Genomic DNA, 21532 nt, shown 5'->3' with positions numbered 1-21532 from the left:
CGTGATCCGTCACTCGTCGCCCGTCACTCGTCGCCCGTCACTCGTCGTCCGTCACTCGTCGATCGCGGCCCCGTACAGCCCGTCCACGTACGGCGCCCCGAACGAGCCCGCGCCGAACGTCCACGAGCCGCTCGCGGTGAGCCCACCCGAGCCGGCCGAGAACACCCACACCACGCCGTCGTTCGTGTTCTCGCCGGGCGCCGCCGCGAGCAGCCCGAACCGGCCGTCGCGGTTGGGGTCGACGAGCCGGACCTGGCCGCCGAACTTGTCGCCCTTCTCGACCGCTCCGGGCACGTTCGGCGAGTCCTGCGTCCAGGCCGCGGCCCCGCTCGCGGTGAGTCCGCGGGAGTTGCCGCGCAGCACGGTGACCATGCCCGCGTCGGCGACCGTGCCGATGTCCTCCCCGGGCGCGCCGATCGCGACGTCGGCGTAGCCGTCGCCGTTGGTGTCGGCCACGGACAGGTCCGCGCCCCAGCCGTCGCCGCGCTCCGACGCGCCGGGCACGCCGGGCGAGTTCTGCGTCCACCACGTCGGCGGGGTGCCGACGCCGCTCGCGCCCTTCGGCCCCTGGGCGCTGCCCAGGTAGACGCCGACCTGGCCGCCGGTCATCCAGTCGCCGCCGTCGTTCGGGCTGTTCGGCTCGCCGGTGACCAGGTCGTCGTACCCGTCGCGGTTGATGTCGCCGGAGGCGACGGACGGGCCGCCGCGCAGGGCGCGCTGGTACTCGAGCCCCGTGGACGTGCCGGCGATGTACCAGGACCAGCCGTGGCCGGGGTCCTCGCCGCGGCTGGTGCCGCTGATCACCAGGTCGGCGAAGCCGTTCCGGTCGTAGTCCCCGGTCGTGACGGACTTCGCGGCGATGTCGCGGACCGGCTCTTCGGTCTCGGTGGTCGCGCGCAGCGCGCTGCGGGTGAGCGGGAGGATCCGGTCGGCGCGGGTGGCGCTCCGCTGCGGCACGGCGGCGAACAGGTGCAGCTCCGCCGCGTCGCGGTCGAGCACGATCAGCTGGTCGCCGGCGCTCTCGGCGCTGAACCGGGCCGCGCCGAGGGCGGAACCGAAGCGCCGGCCCGCGGTGACGCCGAGCAGGCTGTCCAGACCCTGGCTGTTCGCGCCGACGAGTCCCTGCGGGGATCCCCAGAGGACCACCGCGCCACCGGAGTCGACCTTGGTGCCGATGTCCTCGCCGGGGACGCCGACAATCGCGTCGTCGTAGCCGTCGCCGTCGAGGTCGCCGGTGGCGACGGCCTTGCCGAAGGCGTCGCCGGTCTCGGCGCTGCCGGGCACGCCGCTGGTGTTCTGGCTGATGACCGCGGCCCGGCGGGTGCCGATGCCGTTGGCCGAGCCGTACTGGACGGTGACGAGGCCGGCGCCCCGCTTCCCGCCGACGGGCGCGCCGGGCGCGCCGACCAGGACGTCTTCGTATCCGTCGCCGTTGAAGTCGCAGTTGCGGTCGTCGGCGCGGGTTCCGCCGGGGACCCCGGCGTGGGCGGCGGGCGCGGTCATGATCCCCGCGCCCGCGATGAGGAGGAACGTCGCCGCGGTGAGGGCGGCGGTGCGGTTCTTGCGCATGGAGCGGCTCCTGGTTGCACAGAAGTTGATCCGGGCGGCAATGGGGGTGTGTCCGGAAAAGGCCCGTCCCTTGTCCGTCGCCCTCTTTGACGGGTGATGAACCGTCAGGGTTGTACGCGGGGGATGTCACGTTTTGACAGCGAAGATCCGGACCGCCCCCGCGGTCCGGCGAGGGCCGCTCGATACCCTGGACCCGCACGAACCGCAGCAAACGCGCCGCACACGACGCACCGCACGCAGCACACCGCACCGAACCGAGTCGAAGAGGCACCGCCGTGACCGTGACACACCCGCTCCTGGACCTGGCTCCGCTGACCGCCGCGCACTTCGCTTCCATCGAGCGCCGCGTCGCCGCCCTGCTCTCCACCGAGCAGGACGTCGTGATCACCCAGGGCGAGGCGCTGCTACCGCTGGAGGGCTGCATCCGCAGCGGCGCGCGGGCCGGTTCGACGGCGCTGAACGTGGTGACCGGGCCGTACGGGCAGACCTTCGGCAACTGGCTGCGCGACTGCGGGGCGACGGTGGTCGACCTGGAGGTGCCGTTCCACACCGCCGTGACGGCCGAGCAGGTGGAGCGGGCGCTCGCCGAGCACCCGGAGATCGACTTCGTGTCCCTGGTGCACGCCGAGGCGGCGACCGGCAACACCAACCCGGTCGCGGAGATCGGCGAGGTGGTGCGGGCGCACGGCGCGCTGTTCTACCTGGACGCGGTGGCCTCGGTCGGCGCGGAGCCGGTGCTGCCGGACGCCTGGGGCGTCGACATGTGCATCATCGGCGCGCAGAAGGCGATGGGCGGCCCGGCGGGCGTGTCGGCGGTGTCGGTGAGCGAGCGGGCCTGGGAGCGGTTCGCCGCCAACCCGGCCGCGCCGCGCCGCTCGTACCTGTCGCTGCTCGACTGGAAGGAGCGCTGGATCGACGGCGGCCGCAAGGCGCTGCTGCACGCTCCGGCGCAGCTGGAGATGCTGGCCCTGGAGGCCTGCCTGGAGCGGATCGAGGCGGAGGGCCTGGACGCGCTGATGGGCCGGCACGCGTCGGCCGCGGCGGCGACCCGGGCGGGTGCGCTGGCGCTGGGCGGCGGCCTGGAGCCGTACGTGCACGAGGCGCGGGACGCGGCCCCGGTGGCGACGACGCTGCGCGCGCCGGCCGGGGTGGACGCGTCCGAGCTGGTCGCGAAGGCGCTGTCGGCGGACCCGTCGCTGCCGCTGATCGCGGGCGGGGGCGCGTTGGCGAAGGAGATGATCCGGGTGAACCACTACGGCGTGGACGCGACGCCGGGCGCGGTGCAGTCCTCGCTGGCGGCGCTGGGCGCGGTGCTCGGCGAGACGGGCCGGACGGTGGACCTGGAGGGCGCGCGGCGCGCGGTCACGGAGGCGTGGGCGTAGGACGCCGGACACGTACGCACCGGCAGGGGGCGGGCCGCTCGTGCGGCCCGCCCCCTGCTCTCGTACGTACGTGTCCGCCGCGCTCCGTCACGCGGCCGGCGTCAGCGCCGGGTAGTCGATGTAGCCGCGGGCGTCACCGGCGTAGAAGCTCTGCTGGTCGCCCTCGTTGTACGGACCGTCCGACGCGAGGCGGGCGGGCAGGTCGGGGTTGGCGATGAAGAGGCGGCCGAAGGCGACGATGTCGGCGACGCCCTCCTCGATCAGGGCGAGTTCGGCGCGGCTCGTCGGACCCTCGGTGAACGGGTTGAGCACGAAGGTCCCGGAGAACTGCTTGCGCAGCGCGAGCGTGAGGTCGCGGGTGCCCGGGACGGTCTCCGTCACGTGCAGGTACGCGATGCCGAGCGGCTCGATCGCGGCGACCAGCGCGGCGTACGTCTCCTCGATCTCCGTCTCCGCGATGTCGTTGTACGTGCCGGCCGGGGAGATGCGCAGGCCGGTGCGCTCGGGGCCGATCTCCTCGGCGACGGCGCGGACGACCTCGACCGCGAAGCGGACGCGGTTCTCGACGGAGCCGCCCCACTCGTCGGTGCGGTGGTTGGTGCTCGTGGAGAGGAACTGCTGGACCAGGTAGCCGTTGGCCCCGTGGATCTCCACGCCGTCGAAGCCCGCCTCGACGGCGTTGCGGGCGGCGGCGGCGATGTCGGAGACGGTGGCACGGACCTCGTCCCCGGTCAGTTCGACGGGGACGACGTAGTCCTTGGGCCCCCCGAGCGTGTAGACCTGTCCGGCCGCGGCGACGGCGGAGGGGCCGACCGGATGCAACTCGCCGTCGAGGACGTCGGGGTGTCCGATCCGGCCCGCGTGCATGAGCTGGGCGAAGATCCGGCCGCCCGCGGCGTGCACGGCGTCGGTGACCTCGCGCCAGGCCACGATCTGCTCGCGGCTGTGCAGGCCCGGGGTGTTCGGGTAGCCCTGGCCGACCGCCGAGGGCTGGACGCCCTCGGTGACGATCAGGCCGGCAGAGGCGCGCTGGGTGTAGTACTCGACGGCCAGCGCGGTCGGCGTGCGGCTCTCGCCGTCCGCCCGGCTGCGGGTCATCGGGGCCATGGCGATACGGTTGGCGAGGCGGGTGCCGGCCAGGTCGATCGGGTCGAACGCGGTGGTCATCTCTGCCCCCTGGCACAGGTGGGAAACGGGTTTATGTGGTCGGCCAAGTAAATGGCCCGGACGCCACTGTAACCCATTAATTGGCCGACCAAGGTAATCTGGACCCGAACGCATACGAGGAGGATCGATGTCCGCGGACTGTCCCGGACCCCAGGGCGCCGCCGAAGGCCGGCCGCCGGTCACGGAGCACGCGCCGGTCAGCTGCACGCTGGCCCGGACGTTCCGGGTGCACCGGATGATCGCGGCCCGGCTGCTCCGGGATCTCGGGCTCTACCCGGGCCAGGAGTTCCTGATGATGCGACTGTGGGAGGGCGGGCCGGCCCGCCAGTCGGAGCTGATCAAGGAGATGGGGCTCGACCCGTCGACCATGACGAAGATGCTCCAGCGCCTGGAGCAGGCCGGCCATGTGCGCCGCTCCCCCGACCCCGCCGACCGCCGCGCGGTGCTGGTGGAGCCGACGGAGGAGAGCGAGCAGCTGCGCACACAGGTCGCGGGGGCCTGGGCAACCCTGGAGGAGGTCACCCTGAAGAACCTCGACCCGGACGAGCGCGCCACGCTGGAGCGGCTGCTGACCCGGGTCGAGGAGGGGCTGTGCGAGGAGGGGACCTCCGACTGCCCGCCGGAGGTCTGCTGACGACCCGGGAGCGCGTCAGCCCGGGGCACGTCGGCCCGCGAACACGTCGGCCGGGAGCGCGTCAGCCGGAGAGCACGTCCAGTGCGCGGTCCACGTCGGCGGCCGTGTTGTAGAGGTGGAAGGACAGCCGCAGGTTGCCCGCACGGGCCGAGGTGACGACCCCCGCGGCCAGCAGCTCGGCGTGACGGTCGCCGAGCCCGGGGACCGCGACCACGACGGAGTCGTCTGCGACGGCGGGCCGGCCGATGCGGTCCATGCCGGCCCGGAAGCGGGCGGCCAGCGCCGTGCCGTGGGCGTGCACGCGGTCGATGCCGATCTCCTCGAGGAGCGACAGCGAGGCGGCCGCGCCGTGGTACGAGAGAAAGGCCGGCGGCTCGTCGAACCGGAGGGCCGAGGGGGCGAGTTCGGCGAGCGGGCCGTACACGCTGCCCCACACGTCCGCTGCCGCGGCCATGCCCGCGTGGAGCGGGAGCAGCGACTCCTGCGCCTCCTCGGTGACGGTGAGGAAGGAGACACCGCGCGGACAGGTCAGGTACTTGAAGCCGCCGGTGACGGTGTAGTCGTACTCCCCGGCGCGCAGCGGCAGCCAGCCCGCCGCCTGGGTGGCGTCCAGCAGGATGCGGGCGCCGTGCGCGGCGGCCGCGGCGCGCACGGCGGCCAGGTCGGCGGTGCGGCCGTCGGAGGACTGGACGGCCGAGAGGGCGACCAGCGCGGTGCCCGGACGGACGGCGTCGGCGAGCCGCTCCAGCGGGACGTACCGGAGCTTCAGGTCGCCACGGACCAGGAACGGGTCGATGACCGAGCTGAACTCACCCTCGGGGAAGAGGATTTCGGCGCCGGCCGGCAGTGACTGGGCGATCAGCCCGACGTGCACCGCGACCGAGCCGCCGGTGGCGACCCGCTCCGGGGCGACGCCGACGATCCGGGCGAAGGAGGCGCGCGCCGCCTCGACGGCCTCGTCGTTGCCGGAGCCGCCGGGCCGTCCCGCGGCGAGTTCCGCGGCCAGCGCGGTCACGGCCGCGACCGCGCGGCGCGGCAGGAGGCCGCAGGTGGAGGTGTTCAGGTACGTCTGCGTGGGGGCGAACTCGTCGCCCCCGAGGTTCTCGATCTCCATGGCCCCAGCCTGGGGAACCCTCAACTCAAAGTCAATCACAAAGAATTGAGGGTTGCTTCTAAGGAACGCTTATGCGTGGCCGGGCCTGCGGAGGTCAGACCTCGCAGGTGCCGTCCACGTCGCAGACCGGAGCGTCGGAGGAACCGGCGGCGGCGATGACCGCGACCGGCTGCGGGGCGCGGCTGTCCCATGCCTGCTCCAGCGCCTGCGTGAAGACCTCGGCGGGCTGGCCGCCGGAGACCCCGTAGCGGCGGTCGAGCACGAAGAACGGCACACTGTTCGCGCCCAGCTCGGCCGCCTCGCGCTCGTCGGCCCGTACGGCGTCGGCGTACGCGGACCCGTCGGCGAGGACGGCACGGACCTCGGCCTCGTCGAGACCGGCCTCGACGCCCAGCACGACCAGGGTCTCCGCGTCGAAGACCGAGCGCTCCTCGGCGAAGTTGGCCCGGTAGGCGAGGTCGAGCAGCTCGTTCTGCCGGCCGCGCTCGCGGGCGAGGTGCAGCAGCCGGTGGATGTCGAAGGTGTTGCCGTGGTCGCGGCCCTCGGTGCGGTACTCCAGGCCCTCGGAACGGGCGTTGGAGGCGACGTGCTCCTCCATCGCGCGGGCCTCGTCGAGGGTCCGGCCGTACTTCTTCGCCAGCATCTCGAGGACGGGGCCGGTGTCGCCCTTGGCGCGGTTCGGGTCGAGCTCGAAGGAGCGGTGCACGACCTCGATGTCGTCGCGGTGGGCGAAGGCCGCGAGCCCCTTCTCGAAGCGCGCCTTCCCGATGTAGCACCAGGGACAGGCGATGTCGCTCCAGATCTCGACGCGCATGTGTCAGCTTCTCTTCCGCTCGTACGGCCCGGAGGGGTCTCCTCCGCTCACTCCCGGGGTCAACGCGGCCGGGCTGCGTCCCATTCCTCGGACGGCGCGAGTGTGAGCCGGAGCACCAGGTGCGTGGAGGCGCGCGGGACGTCCGGGTCGACCTCCCAGCCGTGCGCCGCGTAGAAGGCCTGGGCGCGGGTGTTGTGCTCGTACACGTCGAGCCGGACGGTCGTCACACCCCCTGCCCGCCACGCGTCGACGCAGGCGCGGTGCAGCTCGGTGCCGACGCCGCGCCGCCAGTGGGCGGGGGCGACGTGGAGCTGGCCGAGGTGCGCCACGCCGTCGCGGACGCCGTGCGCGGCGACCCCGGCGATCTCCCCGTCCCGCACGGCGCACAGCACCCGTCCCTCCGCGACGGCGGTCGCCCAGGCGGCGCGGGACCGCGCGAGCTCCGACGGCCCGTCGTACGCGTCCTCCGGGAGCCGGTCCCGGTAGTAGGTGGCGCGCGCCGCGCGATGCAGCGCGGCGATGGCGTCGAGGTCCTCGGCGGTGGCGGGTCTGATCACGACCTGTCGGACGAACGGGCGGGCGCGGAGGTTCCGTGGCGCACCGGTGGTGACGGTGCCCTGAGCGTCTAACCCTCGCGCCTCGGCAGACCCAGCGGGTTGCCGTCGCGCAGTTCCGGGGGCAGCAGGCGGTCCGGCGTCGACTGGTACGTGATCGGGCGCAGCCAGCGTTCGACGGCGGCCGTGCCGACGGAGGTGGAGGCCGCGGTGGTCGCCGGGTACGGGCCGCCGTGGTGCTGGGCGGGCGCGACGGCGACGCCGGTGGGCCAGCCGTCGACGAGGACGCGGCCTGCGAGCGGGGCGAGTTCGGCGAGCAGGGACGCGGCCTCGGGGTCCTCGTCGGTCGTGTGGAGGGTGGCGGTGAGGTTGCCGGGGAGCCGGGACAGCACCGCGCTGATCTCCTCCCGGGAACCGTACCGGGCGACGACGGTGACGGGCCCGAAGCACTCCTCCAGGAGCAGGTCGTGCGGCCCGGCGGTGGCGAGCGGTGCGGCGGGGAGCATCAGGCATCCGGCGCTGACGGTGTGCGGGCCGCCCGCGCCCGGCGTCAGCGGCGCGGTCACCCCGGGCAGCGCGGCTCGTTCGGCCACGCCGGCGACGAACGCCTCCCGCATGCGGTGGTCGAGCATCACGCCCGGCTCGGTCTCGCTGACGGCCGCGGTCAGCGCCTTCAGGAACCGGTCCCCGGCCTCTCCCTCGGGGGCCAGGACGAAGCCGGGCTTGGTGCAGAACTGGCCCTCGCCGAGGGTCATGGAGGCCGCGAGGCCGGCGCCGATCGCGGCGGCCCGCTCCTCGGCGGCGGCCTCGGTGACCACGACCGGGTTGAGGGAGCCGAGTTCGCCGTGGAAGGGGATCGGTACCGGACGGGCGGCGGCCGCGTCGAAGAGCGCCCGCCCGCCCCGTACGGAGCCCGTGAACCCGGCGGCGGCGACCAGCGGATGGCGGATCAGCTCCGTGCCCGCCTCGAAGCCGTGGACGAGGACGACGACGTCCTCGGGCAGCCCCGCCCGGACGGCGGCCCGGCGCAGCAGGGAGGCGCAGAGCTCGGAGGTCGCCGGGTGGTCGGGGTGCGCCTTGACGACGACCGGGCAGCCGGCCGCGAGGGCGCTGGCGGTGTCGCCGCCCGGGACGGAGAAGGCGAGCGGGAAGTTGCTCGCGGCGTACACGGCGACGACGCCGAGCGGGATCTTCATCCGGCGCAGGTCGGGCCAGGGCGGGGTGCGGTCCGGGTCCGGCCGGTCGACCCGGATGTCGAGGAAGGAGCCCTCCTCCACCGCCTCCGCGAACAGCCGCAACTGTCCCGTGGTCCGGGCGAGTTCGCCGGTGAGCCGGGTCGGACCGAGCGCGGTCTCGGCGTCGGCGGCCTCGATGACGTGCTCGCCCGCCGCGTCGAGCAGGTCCGCGGCGGCGCGGAGCAGGGCCGCCCGGGCGGTACGGTCGGCCAGCGCGGCGCGGGCGGCGTGCGCGGCCCGGACGGCCTGGTCGACCTCCTCGGCCGTGGCCTCCACCGCGACCTGCTCGCGAGCCTTTCCGGTCCGGGGGTCCACGCTCCACACTGGTTCCGCTGCCACCGTCACGCCCCTGTTCGCTACTCTGAACGCAGTTCCTGCACGTGAATGTATGAACGGGCGGACCGTTCAAACAAGAGGGCGGAGGGGCACATGTCCACGGGCGGCGATTCGGGCGGAGCTCAGGTCAAGTCCGCGGTGCGCACGGTCGAACTGCTGGAGTACTTCGCCGACCGGCCCGGGATGCACACGCTGGCGTCGGTCCAGCAGGCCGTCGGCTACCCGAAGTCCAGCCTGTACATGTTGCTGCGCACCCTCGTCGAGCTCGGCTGGGTGGAGACCGACGCGACGGGCACACGGTACGGGATCGGCGTCCGGGCGCTGCTCGTCGGCGCCGCGTACCTCGACGGCGACGAGGTCGTCGCGGCGGCCCGGCCGACCCTGGACCGGCTCTCCGACGACACCACCGAGACCATCCACCTGGCGCGGCTCGACGGCACCAGCGTGGTCTATCTGGCGACCCGTCAGTCCCAGCACCATCTGCGGCCGTTCACCCGTGTCGGGCGCCGGCTGCCGGCCCATTCGACGGCGCTGGGCAAGGCGTTGCTGGCCACGCACACCGACGAGCAGGTGCGCCGGATGCTGCCGGAACGGCTGACCGCGGTCACCGAGCACACCGTCACCGACCGCGAGCGGCTCATCGAGGAGCTGGCGCTGGTCCGCGAGCAGGGCTACGCCGTGGACCGCGAGGAGAACACGCTCGGCCTGCGCTGCTTCGGCATCGCGATCCCGTACCGGACGCCGGCGCGGGACGCGGTCAGCTGCTCGGTGCCGGTGGCCCGGCTGGCCCCCGGACACGAGCAGCTGATCAAGGACGCCCTGTTCGACGCGCGGGACCGGCTGACGCTGGCGACCCGGCGCCTCTGAGCGGCGCACCCGGTCACCGGGCGGCGAGGGCCGCCTGCCAGACCGGGCTCTCGACGTAGTGGTTGTCGTACTGCTCCGAGGAGTCCTTGATCTCCTGGACGCTCGCCTCGCCGCGCATCACCCGGCCGAGCAGCCGCAGGTAGTCGAAGCGCGGCATGCCGGGGGTGAACACGAACAGCACGTCGGCGGTGTCACCGGGCGCGGCGGCGAAGGCGTGCGGGGTGTGCGGCGGCACGAGCAGGAAGTCGCCGCGCTCCAGCACGGTCAGCTCCTCGCCGAGCAGCACCTGCAGCGAGCCGTCGAGGACGAAGAACATCTCCGACGCCTTGGTGTGGAAGTGCGCCGGGGCGCCGACCGCGCCCTTCGCGAACGTCGAGCGGTAGCTGGTGAGCGCGCCGCCGGTGGCTTCGGAGTCGGCCAGCAGGGTCATCACGGAGCTCGGGTCGGCGGCGGTCTCGGCGTCGGCGGCGCGGGTCAGGACGGGGGCGAAGGTGTTCGTCTGCTCGTTCATGAAGATCATCTTATGAAGGTGAGTGACCGCGCACATGGTGCATTGAGGCATCGAAATTCGAGGTCAATTCAGGGGCGGCCCTCCCCCGGTACCGACCCTGTCTCCCCCGCGCGGCGGAGGCGGTTCGTCTCCGCGCAGGAGGTGGCGGGGGTGTCCCCGGCGGGACGGTGGAGCCATGACGCAGACACTCGCTCCGCACGCCGCTCTCCCCGCCCGGCCCAGCCGCCCCCGCCGCGTGCTGCGTGCCCTGGCCGTCGTGGCCACCCTCCCGTACATCTCGCTGAAGGTCGCCTGGGTGGCCGGCAGCAGGATCGGCATCCCGGAGGGCAGCGTGCTGCTCGACCGTCCCGGGCTCATGGCCGTCGCGAACAGCGTGACGATCCTGATGGACGCGGCGGTCGTGGTGCTCGCGCTGCTGCTCACCCAGCCCTGGGGCCTGCGGGTCCGGTCCTGGCTGCTCGGCCTGCCCGTCTGGGGCGCGACCGGGCTGCTCGCCCCGATCGTGGTGGGCTTCCCCCTCCAGCTGGTGACGGCCGCGGTGGCCGGGGCGGAGAAGCACACGGCGCAGGGACGGCCGTTCCTCGACGAATGGGTCTTCGGGGTCGTCTACGGCGGCTTCATCCTGCAGGCGTTCTCGCTCGGCACGCTGTTCGTCCTGTACGCACGGGAGCGCTGGTCGCACGTGTGGGCGGGCCGGGTCGGCGAAATGGACCCGGACCTCTCGGGGCGCTGGATGCGGCCGACGGCGGTGGTGGCCTCGGCGCTGACGCTCGTACCGGCGGCGCTGCACGTGCTGTGGGCATCGGGTTCGGCGCGCGGGCTCACACCCGCCCGGGCCGCGGAGCGCACCACGGACTTCTACGTGCTGGAGGCCGCGCGGGTCGGCTTCGTGGCCGTCGCCGTGATCGGCACCCTGGCGCTGGTCTTCCGGCTCGGCCGCTCGCGGCAGGTCCGTCCCCTGCTGGCGATGTCGTGGGTGGGAGCGAGCAGCCTCGCCTGCTGGGGCGGCTGGCTGATGCTGGCCTCGCTGATGCCGGAGGACGATCCGACGAAGGAGCCCACGGCGCTGATGATCACCGCCTACGCTGGAGAAATGATCACGGGGATCCTGCTGTCCGGCTGCCTGGCCGTCATGCTGCGGCGGCGCGGCGCATGAGACGCACCGTCACCGCGCTGTTCGGCCGGCGGGCCCTGATGCGCTGGGTCCATCTGATCCTCGGCGGCGCGCTGTTGATGCCGTACTGGCTGCTCGGCACGGTGGTGACGTCGCCTCTGCTCGACGCCCGGGGGATGTTCGCCGCCTCTCTGGCCGTGCAGTTCGCCGCGTACGCGTTCGCACTGCCGCTCGTCGCGATCACCGCGCTCTTCCCTCTCGCCCGGCCGATCTCGGTGGGGATCGCGCGGGCCCTGTGCGGGGTGCGGCCCGAGGAGCTGGCGGACGGACCGGCCCGGGGACGGGCCGGGAAAACGCGGACGGCCGGCTGGTTCACCCTCCATCTGGGGATCGGCGCCCTGGTGAGCGGCGCGACGCTGGCGCTGCCGCCGTTCGCCCTGTCGCTCGTCGCCCTGCCGTTCTCGGAGCGGCTGCGGAACTCGGAGATGACCCGGTTCTGGAAGCTGGACGAGCCCTGGGTGCAGTGGGCGGGCGTCCCCGCGGGGCTGCTGATGCTGGTGGCCCTGGCGGCGGTCGCGGCCGGGGCGGGCGCGCTGCTCGCCCGGTGCGCTCCCCGCCTGCTCGGGCCTAGCCCGGCGGACCGGCTGGCCGCCGCGGAGCGGCGGGCCGAGGAACTGGCGGTGCGCAACCGGCTGGCCCGCGAGCTGCACGACTCGGTGGGCCACGCGCTGAGCGCGGTGACGCTCCAGGCCGGCGCGGCCCGCCTGCTGCTGGACAGTGACGCGGCGGCCGACCGGGAGTTCGTCCGGGAGGCGCTGGCGGCGATCGAGGACACCACCCGGCGCACGGTCGGCGAACTCGACCACGTCCTGGGCCTGTTGCGGCAGGGCGACGACGAGGCGTCCGGCGACCTGCCCGGGCCGGGCCTGGAGGCGCTCGCCTCGCTGGCGAAGGGCGCGGGCGCGACGGCGGCGGTGACCTGGTCGGGCGAGCTGGAGCGGGTGCCGCGGGCGGTGTCCCGGGAGGCGTACCGGATCGTCCAGGAGGGGCTGACCAACGCCGCCCGGTACGCGGGCGGCGCACCGGTGACGGCGCGGGTGGCGCTGCACGACGAGGAGCTGGAGATCACCATGGAGAACCCCCTGCCCGACCGGCCGCCGGCCGTACGCCCCGGGGGTGGGCGCGGATTGCGCGGCATAGGCGAGCGGGCCCGGCTGCTCGGCGGCGCCGCCGCGGCCGGCCCGGTGGACGGGGTGTGGCGGCTGAGCGCCCGGCTGCCGCTGGAGGCCGGCCGGTGACCGGGATGGAGGCGGGGGCCGAGGACAGGTCGGTGACCGGGGCCGGGGGAACGACCCGGGTCGTCCTCGCGGACGACGAGCGGATGGTGCGTACGGCGCTGCGGGTGATCCTGGACGCCGAGCCCGACCTGGAGGTGGTCGGGGAGGCGGCGACCGGGGCCGAGGCGGTGTCGGTGGTGCGCGAGCTGCGGCCGGACGTCGTCCTGATGGACGTGCGGATGCCGGAGATCGACGGGATCCGGGCCACCGAGCAGATCCTCGCCGGGATGGCCGACGCCCCGCGGATCGTGGTCGTGACGACCTTCGAGAACGACTCGTACGTGTACGACGCGCTGCGCGTGGGCGCCGCCGGGTTCCTGCTGAAGCGGGCGGCGGCGGAGGACCTGGTGGGCGCGGTACGGCTGGTCGCGCGCAGCGACTCGGTGCTGTTCCCGGCGGCGGTGCGGGGGCTGGCCGCCGAGTACGGGCGGCGCGGGGCGCGCACCGCGCCGGCCTGGGCGGCGCGGCTGACCGACCGGGAGGCGGACGTGTTGCGGCTGGTGGCGACCGGGATGACGAACGCGGAGATCGCGGACCGGCTGTCGGTCGGTCCGGCGACGGTGAAGACGCACGTGGCGGCGGTGCTGGCGAAGACCGGCGCGCGGGACCGCACGCAGGCGGTGATCGTGGCGTACGAGTCGGGGTTCATCACGCCGGGCTGAGGGCGCGAGGCGCCGCGCGCCGGATGAACGTTCGATGAGAAACCGGCCACAACCGGAACGACCGACACCGCCCCGTTCGTCCCTCACGGGGATGAACAAGACGATCAGGCGCGCCTCGGTCTTCGCGCTGCTCCTGGTGCTCGCCGTCATGCTGCGGGCGACCTGGGTGCAGGCGTACGAAGGCCGGGCCCTCGCAGACGACAAGAAGAACCGGCGGAACACGATCGCGCAGTACGCGCAGCCGCTCGGGGACATCATCGTGGCCGGGTCGCCGGTCACCGGATCACAGCGGACGGAGGGCGGCGACCTCGCGTACAAGAGGTCGTACACCGACGGCGAGCTGTACGCGGCGGTGACCGGCTACAGCTCCCAGGCGTACGGGACGACCCAGCTGGAGGGCATCTACGGCGACGTCCTGGACGGCACCGACACCCGGCTGAAGAACCCGGTGGACGCGCTCAGCCGCAAGCAGCAGGAGCCGGGGGACGTGATCACCACGATCGACCCGGCCGTGCAGAAGGCCGGCTTCGAGGCGCTGGGGAACAAGAAGGGCGCCGCCGTCGCGATCGACCCGAAGACCGGGCGGATCCTCGGCATGGTCTCCACGCCGTCGTACGACCCGTCGAAGATCGCCGGGCTCACGGACGGCAACGAGTGGCGCGAGCTGACCGAGGACGCGGACAAGCCGCTGGTCAACCGGGCGCTGCGGCAGCCGCTGCCGCCGGGCTCCACGTTCAAGCTGGTCGTCGCGGCGGCGGCGCTGGAGAACGGGCTGTACCCGGACGTGGACACGCCGACGAAGAGCCCCGACCCGTACACGCTGCCCGGGACGCGGACCGTCCTGAAGAACGAGAACGCCTCCGCGCCCTGCGAGAACGCCACCCTCCGCACCGCGCTCCAGTACTCCTGCAACAACGTCTTCGCGAAGCTGGCCGTCGACCTCGGCCAGGACGAGGTGCGGGCGACCGCGGAGAAGTTCGGCTTCAACGACAAGGAGCAGGACGTGCCGGTGCGCGCCTACGCGAGCGGCTACCCCTCCAGCATGGACGAGGCGCAGACGGCGCTGAGCGGCATCGGCCAGTTCGACGTGACCGCCACCCCGCTCCAGATGGCCATGGTGTCCGCGGCGATCGCCAACGACGGGCTCATGGCGTCGCCCCACATGGTCTCCGAGGTCGTGGACGCGGACGGCGACACCCTCCAGTCGTACGAGGACGGGGACACCCGCCGGGTCGTCTCCTCGGAGACGGCAGCGCAGCTGCGCAGCGCGATGCGGACGGTCGTCGACGACGGCACGGGCACGAACGCGGCGATCGACGGCGCGGAGGTCGGTGGCAAGACCGGCACCGCGCAGCACGGCGAGAACAACAGCAAGACGCCGTACGCCTGGTTCACGTCGTACGCCGAGGACAAAGCCACGGGCAAGGAGGTCGCGGTGGCGGTCGTGATCGAGGACTCCGCCGCGGCGCGCTCCGAGGTCAGCGGCAACGGGCTCGCGGCGCCGGTGGCCCAGAAGATGATGCGGGCGGCGCTGAAGTGACGGGGGCCGGACCGAGGCGGCGCTGAAGTGACGGGCGGGGCGCTGAAGTAGCCTCTCCGGGTCACAAGTTGAGTGCTCAACCGGAGGACTGCCGTGCGTCGCCTGCCCCGTTCCCTGTCCGGCTGGACCATGGCGGTCTTCGGCGTGCTCGCCGCCGCGCTGGGGGTGGTGGGGCTGATCTCCCCCGACGCCCTGCTCACGACGATGGGCTTCGAACCCGTACCGGCGGGCTCGCGGGCGGACGGCGACCACACCCTGGTCTTCATGACCGCGTCCTCCATGGCCGCGCTCAACATGGGCGTCTACTACGTGCTGGCCGCCCTGTCGGACTGGCGGGCCTTCTTCCGCTGGACGGTCCCGTTCCGGCTGCTGACCTGCACGGTCTTCACCCTGGCCGTCGTCACGGAGCGCGCCCCGGCCGGCTTCCTCGGGGTGGGCCTGTGGGAGGGCACGGGCGCGGTGGTGACGGGGGCCGCCCTGTGGTGGGAGAGCCGCGCCCGGCAGAATGCGGTCGCATGAGCGACCCGCGCCCTTCCGACGACCTGGCCGCGACCTTCGCCCGCATGGGCGGCCCGGACGAGGAGAAGATCTGGTCCGCGCTGTTCGACGACATCTGCCACCAGGGCAGCGTCTACGACGACAGCTTCCTCGCCCTGCCGTTCCTGGCGGCGATCGCGAAGGGTGACGCCCCGGGAGACGTGCACCAGGCGGTCAGCATGGCCGGCCTGATCGTCTCGGCGGCGGACGAGGGGCACACGGAGAGGTACGCCGACGAGATCGCGGCCCTGCGGCCGGTCGGCCGGCGGCTCCTGACGACCGCGACGGGGCACTACGACTTCGTGGACATGTTCCAGTGCGTGCTCGCCTTCGAGGGTGAGCGGCTGTGGAGCCAGTCCCGGCTGGAGGGCCTGGTCGAGTGCGAGTACGAGGTGGAGTGCCCGTCCTGCTGGTCGGAGCTGCTGCTCTCCTTCGACGACGACGGCGACGCCGACTACGCCGAGGCCGGCCGGAACAGGACCCCGCTCCGCCCCGCCGACCCGCGGAACCTCGGCCCGATCCCGGCCCGGCTGCGCCTGGCGGCCGCCGAGGCCAGGCTGACGAACGTGGCCCGCGGGGTCACGTTCCTGTTCGGGACCGCCGACTGCCCCGACTGCGAGGCCGCCTTCGCGGTGTCGGAGCAGGTCGCGGCGCGCCCGTACTGAGGGCCCGGCCGCAGCGATGGCGTCACTAGGTCAACCTGCCGATCTGCGGCGGGGGCCTTAGCCGCCAGGCTGCGGGCATGGTGGGCATGCGAGGGATGAGACGGACGGCCGGGCTCTATCTGGCCGGTGTACTGGTGTCGGGGTTCGGGACGACGGCGATGTGGATCGTCTCGGGCATCTGGGTCAAGTCCCTGACGGGGTCGGACAGTCTGGCGGCGCTGACCGCGTTCGCCCTGTGGGCGCCCGCCCTGTTCGGGCCGCTGCTGGGCACGCTCGCGGACCGGGTGCGGCGGCGGCCGCTCATGGTGTGGTCGAACGTGGCGATGGCGGCGCTGCTGCCGGTCCTGCTGTGGATGGACTCGGCGGACCGCGTGTGGCTGCTGTTCGCGGTGCTCCTGGTGTACGGGGCGCAGGGCGCGGTCCAGGACGCGGCGGAGCAGGCACTGGCGGCGAGCGCGCTCGACCCGCGGCTGCTCGGCGACTTCAACGGGCTGCGGATGACGGTCAACGAGGCGATGAAGCTGGTCGCGCCGCTGGTGGCGGCGGGGATGTTCGCCCGCTGGGGCGGCGGCCCGGTGGCGCTGTTGGACGCGGCCACGTTCGCGCTGGCGGCCGGGGTGTTCGCGCTGCTGCGGGTACGGGAGGAGCCGCCGTCGAGGGACCCGCTCCGGGGCCGGTGGCGTACGGAGACGGCGGAGGGGCTGCGGATCGTCCGGGCCTCGCCGGTGCTGCGCGCGCTGGTGCCGGCCGCGTCGTTCACGATGCTGCTGGCCGGGCTGAACGGGGCGGCGATCTACCCGGTGGTGGACCGGGGCCTCGGCCACGCCCCGGCGTACGCGGGCGTCCTGTACGCGGTGCAGGGGGCGGGCTCGGTGGTGGCGGGCCTGGCGGCCGGCCCGCTGCTGCGGCGGGTCCCGGAGCACCGGCTCGCGGCGGGCGGGCTGGCGCTGTTCGCGCTGGCGGCGGGAGCGCGGGCGCTGCCGTACGACGCGGTGGCGCTCGTCGCGTCGGCGGGGATCGGGCTGGGGCTGCCGTGGGTGCTGGTCGCCGCGATGACGGCGGTCCAGCGGGAGGCCCCGAAGGCGGCCGCGGGCCGCGCGGCGGCCACCGTGAACACGCTGGTCTTCGTGCCGAACGCGCTGGCCCTGGCGCTGGGCGCGGGCCTGGTGGCGCTGGTCGACGTACGGGTGCTGCTGCCGGTCGTCGCGTTGGCGGGGATGGCGGGCGCCCTCGTGCTGACGGCGGTGTCGGCCCGCCGGCCGGCCGAGCGGAAGACCGGGGCGGGGACCGGGGCGGGGACCGGGGCGGGGACGGGGGTAGGGGTGTGAGACCCGGCCGAGCCGTTGCGGGGGAGCCGGCCGGGGCCCTGCCACGACTGCGCGGGGGGCGCAAGTGACACCGTCGAATCTACGTGCGGGGCTGGTCCTCCCGCGATCCGCGGAACGCGGTGGCTGTCCGAAAAGCGAACCCTGTCGCGCGCTCAGGGGGACGGGGCGGCGCGCAGGGTCTGCGACGGGGACTCCCCGAAGCGCGCGCGGTACTGCGCGGCGAACCGTCCCGGGTGGGTGAATCCCCAGCGCCAGGCCACCTCGCTCACCGTGACCTCGTCCGGTTCGGCGGCGCGCAGTTCGTCCCGTACCCGGTCCAGGCGGACCTGGCGTACGTACGCCATCGGGGTCATGCCCACGTACTCGCGGAACGACTCCTGGAGCCGGCGCACGCCGACCCGGGCGAGGGCGGCCAGCTCCCCTGTGGTGTGCGGGTGTTCGGGGCGGGCCAGGACCGCGTCCATGGCGCGCTTGACCGGTGCGGGGCGGCGCGGCTCGCCCGGGTGCGCCAGCTCCTCGCGGTAGGGGTGCTCGGCGGCGAGCAGCAGTCCGTTCAGGAGGGCCTCCTGGAGCGGCGCGGCCACCAGGGGGTGCCGGGCCAGGCCGTCGTCGGCGAGCGTCTCGCGGAACACCCGCCGGGCCAGCCGGACCCAGCCGCGGCCGGGGCCGGACGCGATGTCGAAGGGGGACGAGAAGGTGAGCGGGCCGCCGGGCGGGCGGCCGAGCAGCGCCTCCAGACGGCCGCGGAGCGCCTCCGCGCCGATCTTCACCGCGAACACCCGGCAGTCGCCGGCCCAGCGGTCGAGCGCGGTGTCGCCGGAGGGGTCGAAGACGACGCCCCGCGTGGGCGTCGCGGTCCCGGCGCCGCGCGGGCCGTGCCGCCACTCCATGCTGCCGGTCAGCGGGGCGTTGACGTGGTACTCCCCCAGCTCGCCGAAGCGCATCCGCACGTCGGCGCCGCAGCCGAGTTCGCCGAGCACCAGCGGCCCGAGGTCCACGATGTCGAAGCGAGCCGCGAAGGGACGTTTCTCCTCGACGACGTCCATGAAGTTCGCGAAGTACCGCGTGCCGATCTCGTGCCGTGCCTCGTCCACGTCCCGCGTACGGAACGAGTTCTTGTTCTCCCCACCCACAGGGCCGAAGGATATTCGGGTGCCGATCGGGGCCCGCACCGGGAGGATCGGTGCCATGCCCAGACCTGACGGATTCAGCTACCGGCGGTTCGGCGACGGCCGGATCGAGATCGTCCACCGCGGCCGCGCCGCCGCGACGCTGCGTGGCGACCGCGCGGAGAAGTTCCTGGCAGCCGTCGAGAGCGGCGACGCGCAGCTCGTCATGGCGCGCTGGACGGGCTCGTACAAGTTCGGCAACGAGCGCGCGGCCCGCTCCCACCCGCGTCACCAGGGTGGCCGCAGGTAAGGGAACGGCAAAGCGATCTCGCTCGTTACCCGGAGCATGACCGCAATGACCCCCGGCTCGAACATCCCTCTCGCCGCCCCGCGCGTGGCGGTGGACGTCGCCGCTCCGGTGCGCCTCGACGTCTCAGGCCTGCTGCTCACCACCGACGGCAAGGTCCGCTCGGACGAGGACTTCATCTTCTACAACCAGCCGTCCGGCCCCGGTGTCACCTACCGCTCCGGCGGCGGGACCGCGCCGGACGCGATCGTCGTGGACACCACCGCCGTGCCGGCCGGGATCGAGAAGATCGTCGTGACCGCCAGCCCGGACGCGGCGGGCCAGACCTTCCAGGGCGTCGAGCCGACGGCCACGATCCGGAACGCGGACGACGGCAGCGTGCTCGCCACGTTCACCCCGCCGCAGCTCGGTACGGAGACGGCGCTGGTGGTCGTGGAGATCTACCTGCGGGGCGGCGCGTGGAAGGCCCGCGCGGTGGGCCAGGGGTATGCGAACGGGCTGGCCGGGATCGCTACGGACTTCGGCGTCTCGGTCGAGGAGGAGCCCGCGGCGGCCCCGGCGGCCCCCGCGCCCGTCGCCCCGCCGGCGCCGGCCGCCCCCGTCGACCCGCGGGTCGCCGCTCCCCCGGTTCCCGCGGCGCCGCCGGCCGCTCCGGCCGCCGCGCCCGCCCCGGCCGGGAAGATCAACCTGGACAAGGGCCGCGTCAGCCTGCAGAAGAACCAGACCGTGTCGCTGGTCAAGGGCGGCCGCCCGCTGCTCTCCCAGGTCAAGATGGGCCTCGGCTGGGAGCCGGCGTACCGCGGCAAGGACATCGACCTGGACGCCTCGGTCATCGCGTACGGCCCGCAGCGCAACCACCTGGACAGCTGCTACTTCGGCAAGCTGACCATCCTCGGCGGTGCGATCAAGCACTCCGGCGACAACCTGACCGGTGAGGGCGCGGGCGACGACGAGGTCATCACGGTCGACCTCGGCCGGCTCCCGGCGGACGCGACGGGCCTGGTCTTCACGGTCAACTCGTTCTCCGGGCAGAAGTTCACCGACGTCGCCAAGGCGTACTGCCGGCTCCTCGACGCGGCGACGGGCGAGGAGCTGGCCCGCTTCGACCTGACGAACGCGGAGCCGCAGACCGGCGTGATGATGTGCAAGCTCATCCGGCAGTTCTCCGGCGAGTGGGAGATGACGGCGATGGGCGAGTTCGTGAAGTCCCGCACGGTCCGGGGCATGGTGAAGCCGGCCGCCCAGGCGCTCTGAGCGGCCGGCCTCGGGGAGCCCTGGGGGCGGTCAGCGCTGGGGCTGCCGCCGCCAGGGCCCGGTGATGGCGAGCATGATGCCCGGGTCCTGGATGTTGGCGAACAGCGTGTCACCGTCGGGCGAGAAGACGACGCCGGTGAACTCGCTGTCGTTGAAGTCGTTGCGGGCGATCGGGTACGTACGGCCGCGGTCGGTCGCCCCGAAGAGGTGCTGCGTGCCCTCGCCGTCCTCGGCGATGACCAGCCCGCCGTACGGGGAGACGGTGATGTTGTCCGGGCCGTCGAAGCCGGTCGCGACGCCGATCAGGACCTTGAGGGTGAGGGTCCGGCGGCGCGGGTCGTAGAACCAGACCTGGCCGTCGTGCGGGGTGCCGGGGCTCTCCTCGCGGGCGTACGAGGAGACGATGTACGTGCCTCCGTCGCCCCACCACATGCCCTCCAGCTTGCGGGCGCGGGTGACCTGGCCGGGGGCGAACTGCTCGCGCACGTCGGCGGTGCGGCCGTCACGGTCCGGGACGTCCACCCAGTCGACGCCGTACACCGTGCCGATGGCCGTGGCGCGGGACAGGTCGTCGACGAACCGGCCGCCGGAGTCGAAGCAGGCGGGGGCCTGGAGGACGCCCGCGTCGTCGGCGAGGGTCCGGAGCCGGCCCCGGCCGTGCTCGAAGCCGTGCGGCGGGACCCAGCGGAAGAACAGGCCGTTCGGCTTGCTCGCGTCCTCGGTGAGGTAGGCGTGGCCGCGCTTGGGGTCGATCACGACGGCCTCGTGGTCGTACCGGCCGAAGGCCTTGATCGGCCGCGGGTCGCGGTTGGCGCGGCGGTCGAGCGGGTCGATCTCGAAGACGTAGCCGTGGTCCTTGGTCATGCCGTTCTCGCCGGCGAGGTCGGAGTTCTCCTCGCAGGTGAGCCAGGTGCCCCAGGGAGTGCGGCCGCCGGCGCAGTTGGTCGAGGTGCCGGCGATGCCGACCCACTCGGCGACCCGGCCGTCGCGGTGCACCTCGACGACGGTGCAGCCTCCGGACGCGGCAGGGTCGTAGACCAGGCCCTCGGTGAGCGGGACGGGGTGCTTCCACTTGGACCGCGGGCCCTTGAGCTCGTGGTTGTTGACCAGGAAGGTCGTGCCGCGCGGACCGGCGAAGGTGGCGGTGCCGTCGTGGTTGGACGGCGTGGACTCACCGGACTCCAGGGAGGTGACGCCGCTGTGGGTGATGACCCGGTAGGAGAACCCGGCGGGCAGCGCGAGCATCCCGTCGGGGTCCTCGACGAGCGGCCCGTAGCCGAGCTCCCGGCCGCCGTCGTGCGGGGCGGCGATCGCACCCGGTGCGCTGGCCAGCGCACCGACCGCCCCGGTCAGCGCGAGCGCGGCGCCCGCGGCGGCGGACTGCTTGGCGAAGTCTCTGCGATTCAGCGTCATGCCCGCACCCTCCCGCCCCCACCCGAACACCCCCTGAACACCACCCCGCGCTCCGGCGAACTCCGCCGGAGTGCGCACCGGCG

The 21532-nt window shown here is 73.8% G+C and carries 21 protein-coding genes; 12 read left to right on the top strand and 9 right to left on the bottom strand.

The genetic code is table 11. The features are described 5' to 3' along the window. Positions 1–51 precede the first annotated feature (51 nt). Positions 52–1569 carry an FG-GAP-like repeat-containing protein gene (locus R2D22_RS28555; RefSeq protein WP_318107563.1) on the bottom strand — a complete coding sequence of 506 codons (1518 nt, stop codon included), beginning with the start codon at positions 1567–1569 and terminating at the stop codon, positions 52–54. Between the two features lie 281 nt (positions 1570–1850). On the opposite strand from R2D22_RS28555, the gene R2D22_RS28550 reads away from it, so the two are divergent. Continuing rightward, a complete protein-coding gene (locus R2D22_RS28550; protein ID WP_318110037.1) occupies positions 1851–2951 on the top strand; it encodes a pyridoxal-phosphate-dependent aminotransferase family protein in 1101 nt (366 codons plus the stop codon). An 87-nt stretch (positions 2952–3038) separates the two neighbouring features. On the opposite strand, the gene R2D22_RS28545 is transcribed toward R2D22_RS28550, so the two are convergent. Further along, positions 3039–4118, bottom strand: coding sequence for an alkene reductase (locus R2D22_RS28545; protein ID WP_318107562.1), 1080 nt, complete (start codon positions 4116–4118; stop codon positions 3039–3041). Between the two features lie 127 nt (positions 4119–4245). Here R2D22_RS28545 and R2D22_RS28540 point away from each other — a divergent pair, with 127 nt between their 5' ends. Continuing rightward, a complete protein-coding gene (locus tag R2D22_RS28540) occupies positions 4246–4752 on the top strand; it encodes a MarR family winged helix-turn-helix transcriptional regulator (protein ID WP_318107561.1) in 507 nt (168 codons plus the stop codon). Positions 4753–4813: 61 nt separating this feature from the next. Here R2D22_RS28540 and R2D22_RS28535 read toward each other — a convergent pair whose 3' ends face one another. From R2D22_RS28535 to R2D22_RS28520, 4 genes are all read right to left on the bottom strand, one after another. Next, the gene (locus tag R2D22_RS28535; RefSeq protein ID WP_318107560.1) at positions 4814–5866 is read right to left on the bottom strand and encodes an aminotransferase class V-fold PLP-dependent enzyme; all 1053 of its coding nucleotides are present in this window, start codon (positions 5864–5866) and stop codon (positions 4814–4816) included. 94 nt (positions 5867–5960) lie between these two features. After that, positions 5961–6680, bottom strand: coding sequence for a DsbA family oxidoreductase (locus tag R2D22_RS28530; RefSeq protein ID WP_318107559.1), 720 nt, complete (start codon positions 6678–6680; stop codon positions 5961–5963). Positions 6681–6739: 59 nt separating this feature from the next. Further along, positions 6740–7237 (bottom strand): GNAT family N-acetyltransferase, encoded by a 498-nt coding sequence (locus R2D22_RS28525; protein ID WP_318107558.1) that lies wholly within the window; start codon positions 7235–7237, stop codon positions 6740–6742. Between the two features lie 68 nt (positions 7238–7305). Then, positions 7306–8808 (bottom strand): aldehyde dehydrogenase (NADP(+)), encoded by a 1503-nt coding sequence (locus R2D22_RS28520; RefSeq protein ID WP_318107557.1) that lies wholly within the window; start codon positions 8806–8808, stop codon positions 7306–7308. 90 nt (positions 8809–8898) lie between these two features. Here R2D22_RS28520 and R2D22_RS28515 point away from each other — a divergent pair, with 90 nt between their 5' ends. Then, on the top strand, positions 8899–9672 hold the full coding sequence (locus tag R2D22_RS28515) for an IclR family transcriptional regulator (protein WP_318107556.1): 774 nt from the start codon (positions 8899–8901) through the stop codon (positions 9670–9672). A 13-nt stretch (positions 9673–9685) separates the two neighbouring features. On the opposite strand, the gene R2D22_RS28510 is transcribed toward R2D22_RS28515, so the two are convergent. Further along, a complete protein-coding gene (locus R2D22_RS28510; protein WP_318107555.1) occupies positions 9686–10183 on the bottom strand; it encodes a cupin domain-containing protein in 498 nt (165 codons plus the stop codon). Between the two features lie 175 nt (positions 10184–10358). Here R2D22_RS28510 and R2D22_RS28505 point away from each other — a divergent pair, with 175 nt between their 5' ends. From R2D22_RS28505 to R2D22_RS28475, 7 genes are all read left to right on the top strand, one after another. Further along, positions 10359–11339 carry a hypothetical protein gene (locus tag R2D22_RS28505; RefSeq protein ID WP_318107554.1) on the top strand — a complete coding sequence of 327 codons (981 nt, stop codon included), beginning with the start codon at positions 10359–10361 and terminating at the stop codon, positions 11337–11339. Beyond that, positions 11336–12595: a sensor histidine kinase gene (locus R2D22_RS28500; RefSeq protein WP_318107553.1), complete on the top strand. Its 1260-nt coding sequence runs from the start codon at positions 11336–11338 to the stop codon at positions 12593–12595. The genes R2D22_RS28505 and R2D22_RS28500 overlap by 4 nt, the downstream gene beginning before the upstream one ends. 5 nt (positions 12596–12600) lie before the next feature. Further along, on the top strand, positions 12601–13296 hold the full coding sequence (locus R2D22_RS28495; protein WP_318110035.1) for a response regulator transcription factor: 696 nt from the start codon (positions 12601–12603) through the stop codon (positions 13294–13296). A 91-nt stretch (positions 13297–13387) separates the two neighbouring features. Continuing rightward, positions 13388–14836: a peptidoglycan D,D-transpeptidase FtsI family protein gene (locus tag R2D22_RS28490; RefSeq protein ID WP_318107552.1), complete on the top strand. Its 1449-nt coding sequence runs from the start codon at positions 13388–13390 to the stop codon at positions 14834–14836. 129 nt (positions 14837–14965) lie between these two features. Further along, positions 14966–15355: a hypothetical protein gene (locus tag R2D22_RS28485; RefSeq protein ID WP_318110033.1), complete on the top strand. Its 390-nt coding sequence runs from the start codon at positions 14966–14968 to the stop codon at positions 15353–15355. Continuing rightward, entirely contained in the window at positions 15352–16038 is a 687-nt protein-coding gene (locus R2D22_RS28480; protein WP_318107551.1) for a hypothetical protein, read from the top strand. The genes R2D22_RS28485 and R2D22_RS28480 overlap by 4 nt, the downstream gene beginning before the upstream one ends. A 95-nt stretch (positions 16039–16133) precedes the next feature. Continuing rightward, positions 16134–17366: an MFS transporter gene (locus R2D22_RS28475; RefSeq protein WP_411977091.1), complete on the top strand. Its 1233-nt coding sequence runs from the start codon at positions 16134–16136 to the stop codon at positions 17364–17366. Between the two features lie 152 nt (positions 17367–17518). On the opposite strand, the gene R2D22_RS28470 is transcribed toward R2D22_RS28475, so the two are convergent. Then, positions 17519–18556 (bottom strand): AraC family transcriptional regulator, encoded by a 1038-nt coding sequence (locus R2D22_RS28470; RefSeq protein ID WP_318107549.1) that lies wholly within the window; start codon positions 18554–18556, stop codon positions 17519–17521. Here R2D22_RS28470 and R2D22_RS28465 point away from each other — a divergent pair. Continuing rightward, complete coding sequence (locus R2D22_RS28465) at positions 18555–18785, top strand: hypothetical protein (RefSeq protein ID WP_318107548.1); 231 nt, start codon at positions 18555–18557, stop codon at positions 18783–18785. The genes R2D22_RS28470 and R2D22_RS28465 overlap by 2 nt on opposite strands. A 45-nt stretch (positions 18786–18830) precedes the next feature. After that, a complete protein-coding gene (locus R2D22_RS28460; RefSeq protein WP_318110031.1) occupies positions 18831–20036 on the top strand; it encodes a TerD family protein in 1206 nt (401 codons plus the stop codon). A gap of 30 nt (positions 20037–20066) precedes the next feature. Here the strand turns inward: R2D22_RS28460 and R2D22_RS28455 are convergent, their stop codons facing one another. After that, positions 20067–21449: an alkaline phosphatase PhoX gene (locus R2D22_RS28455; protein WP_318107547.1), complete on the bottom strand. Its 1383-nt coding sequence runs from the start codon at positions 21447–21449 to the stop codon at positions 20067–20069. Positions 21450–21532 lie beyond the last annotated feature (83 nt).

This window comes from Streptomyces sp. HUAS YS2 (genome assembly GCF_033343995.1).
GTDB classification, from domain to species: Bacteria; Actinomycetota; Actinomycetes; order Streptomycetales; family Streptomycetaceae; genus Streptomyces; species Streptomyces solicathayae.
Note: the sequence above shows the minus strand (reverse complement) of the source record. Positions and strands in the feature narration are given on the sequence as shown.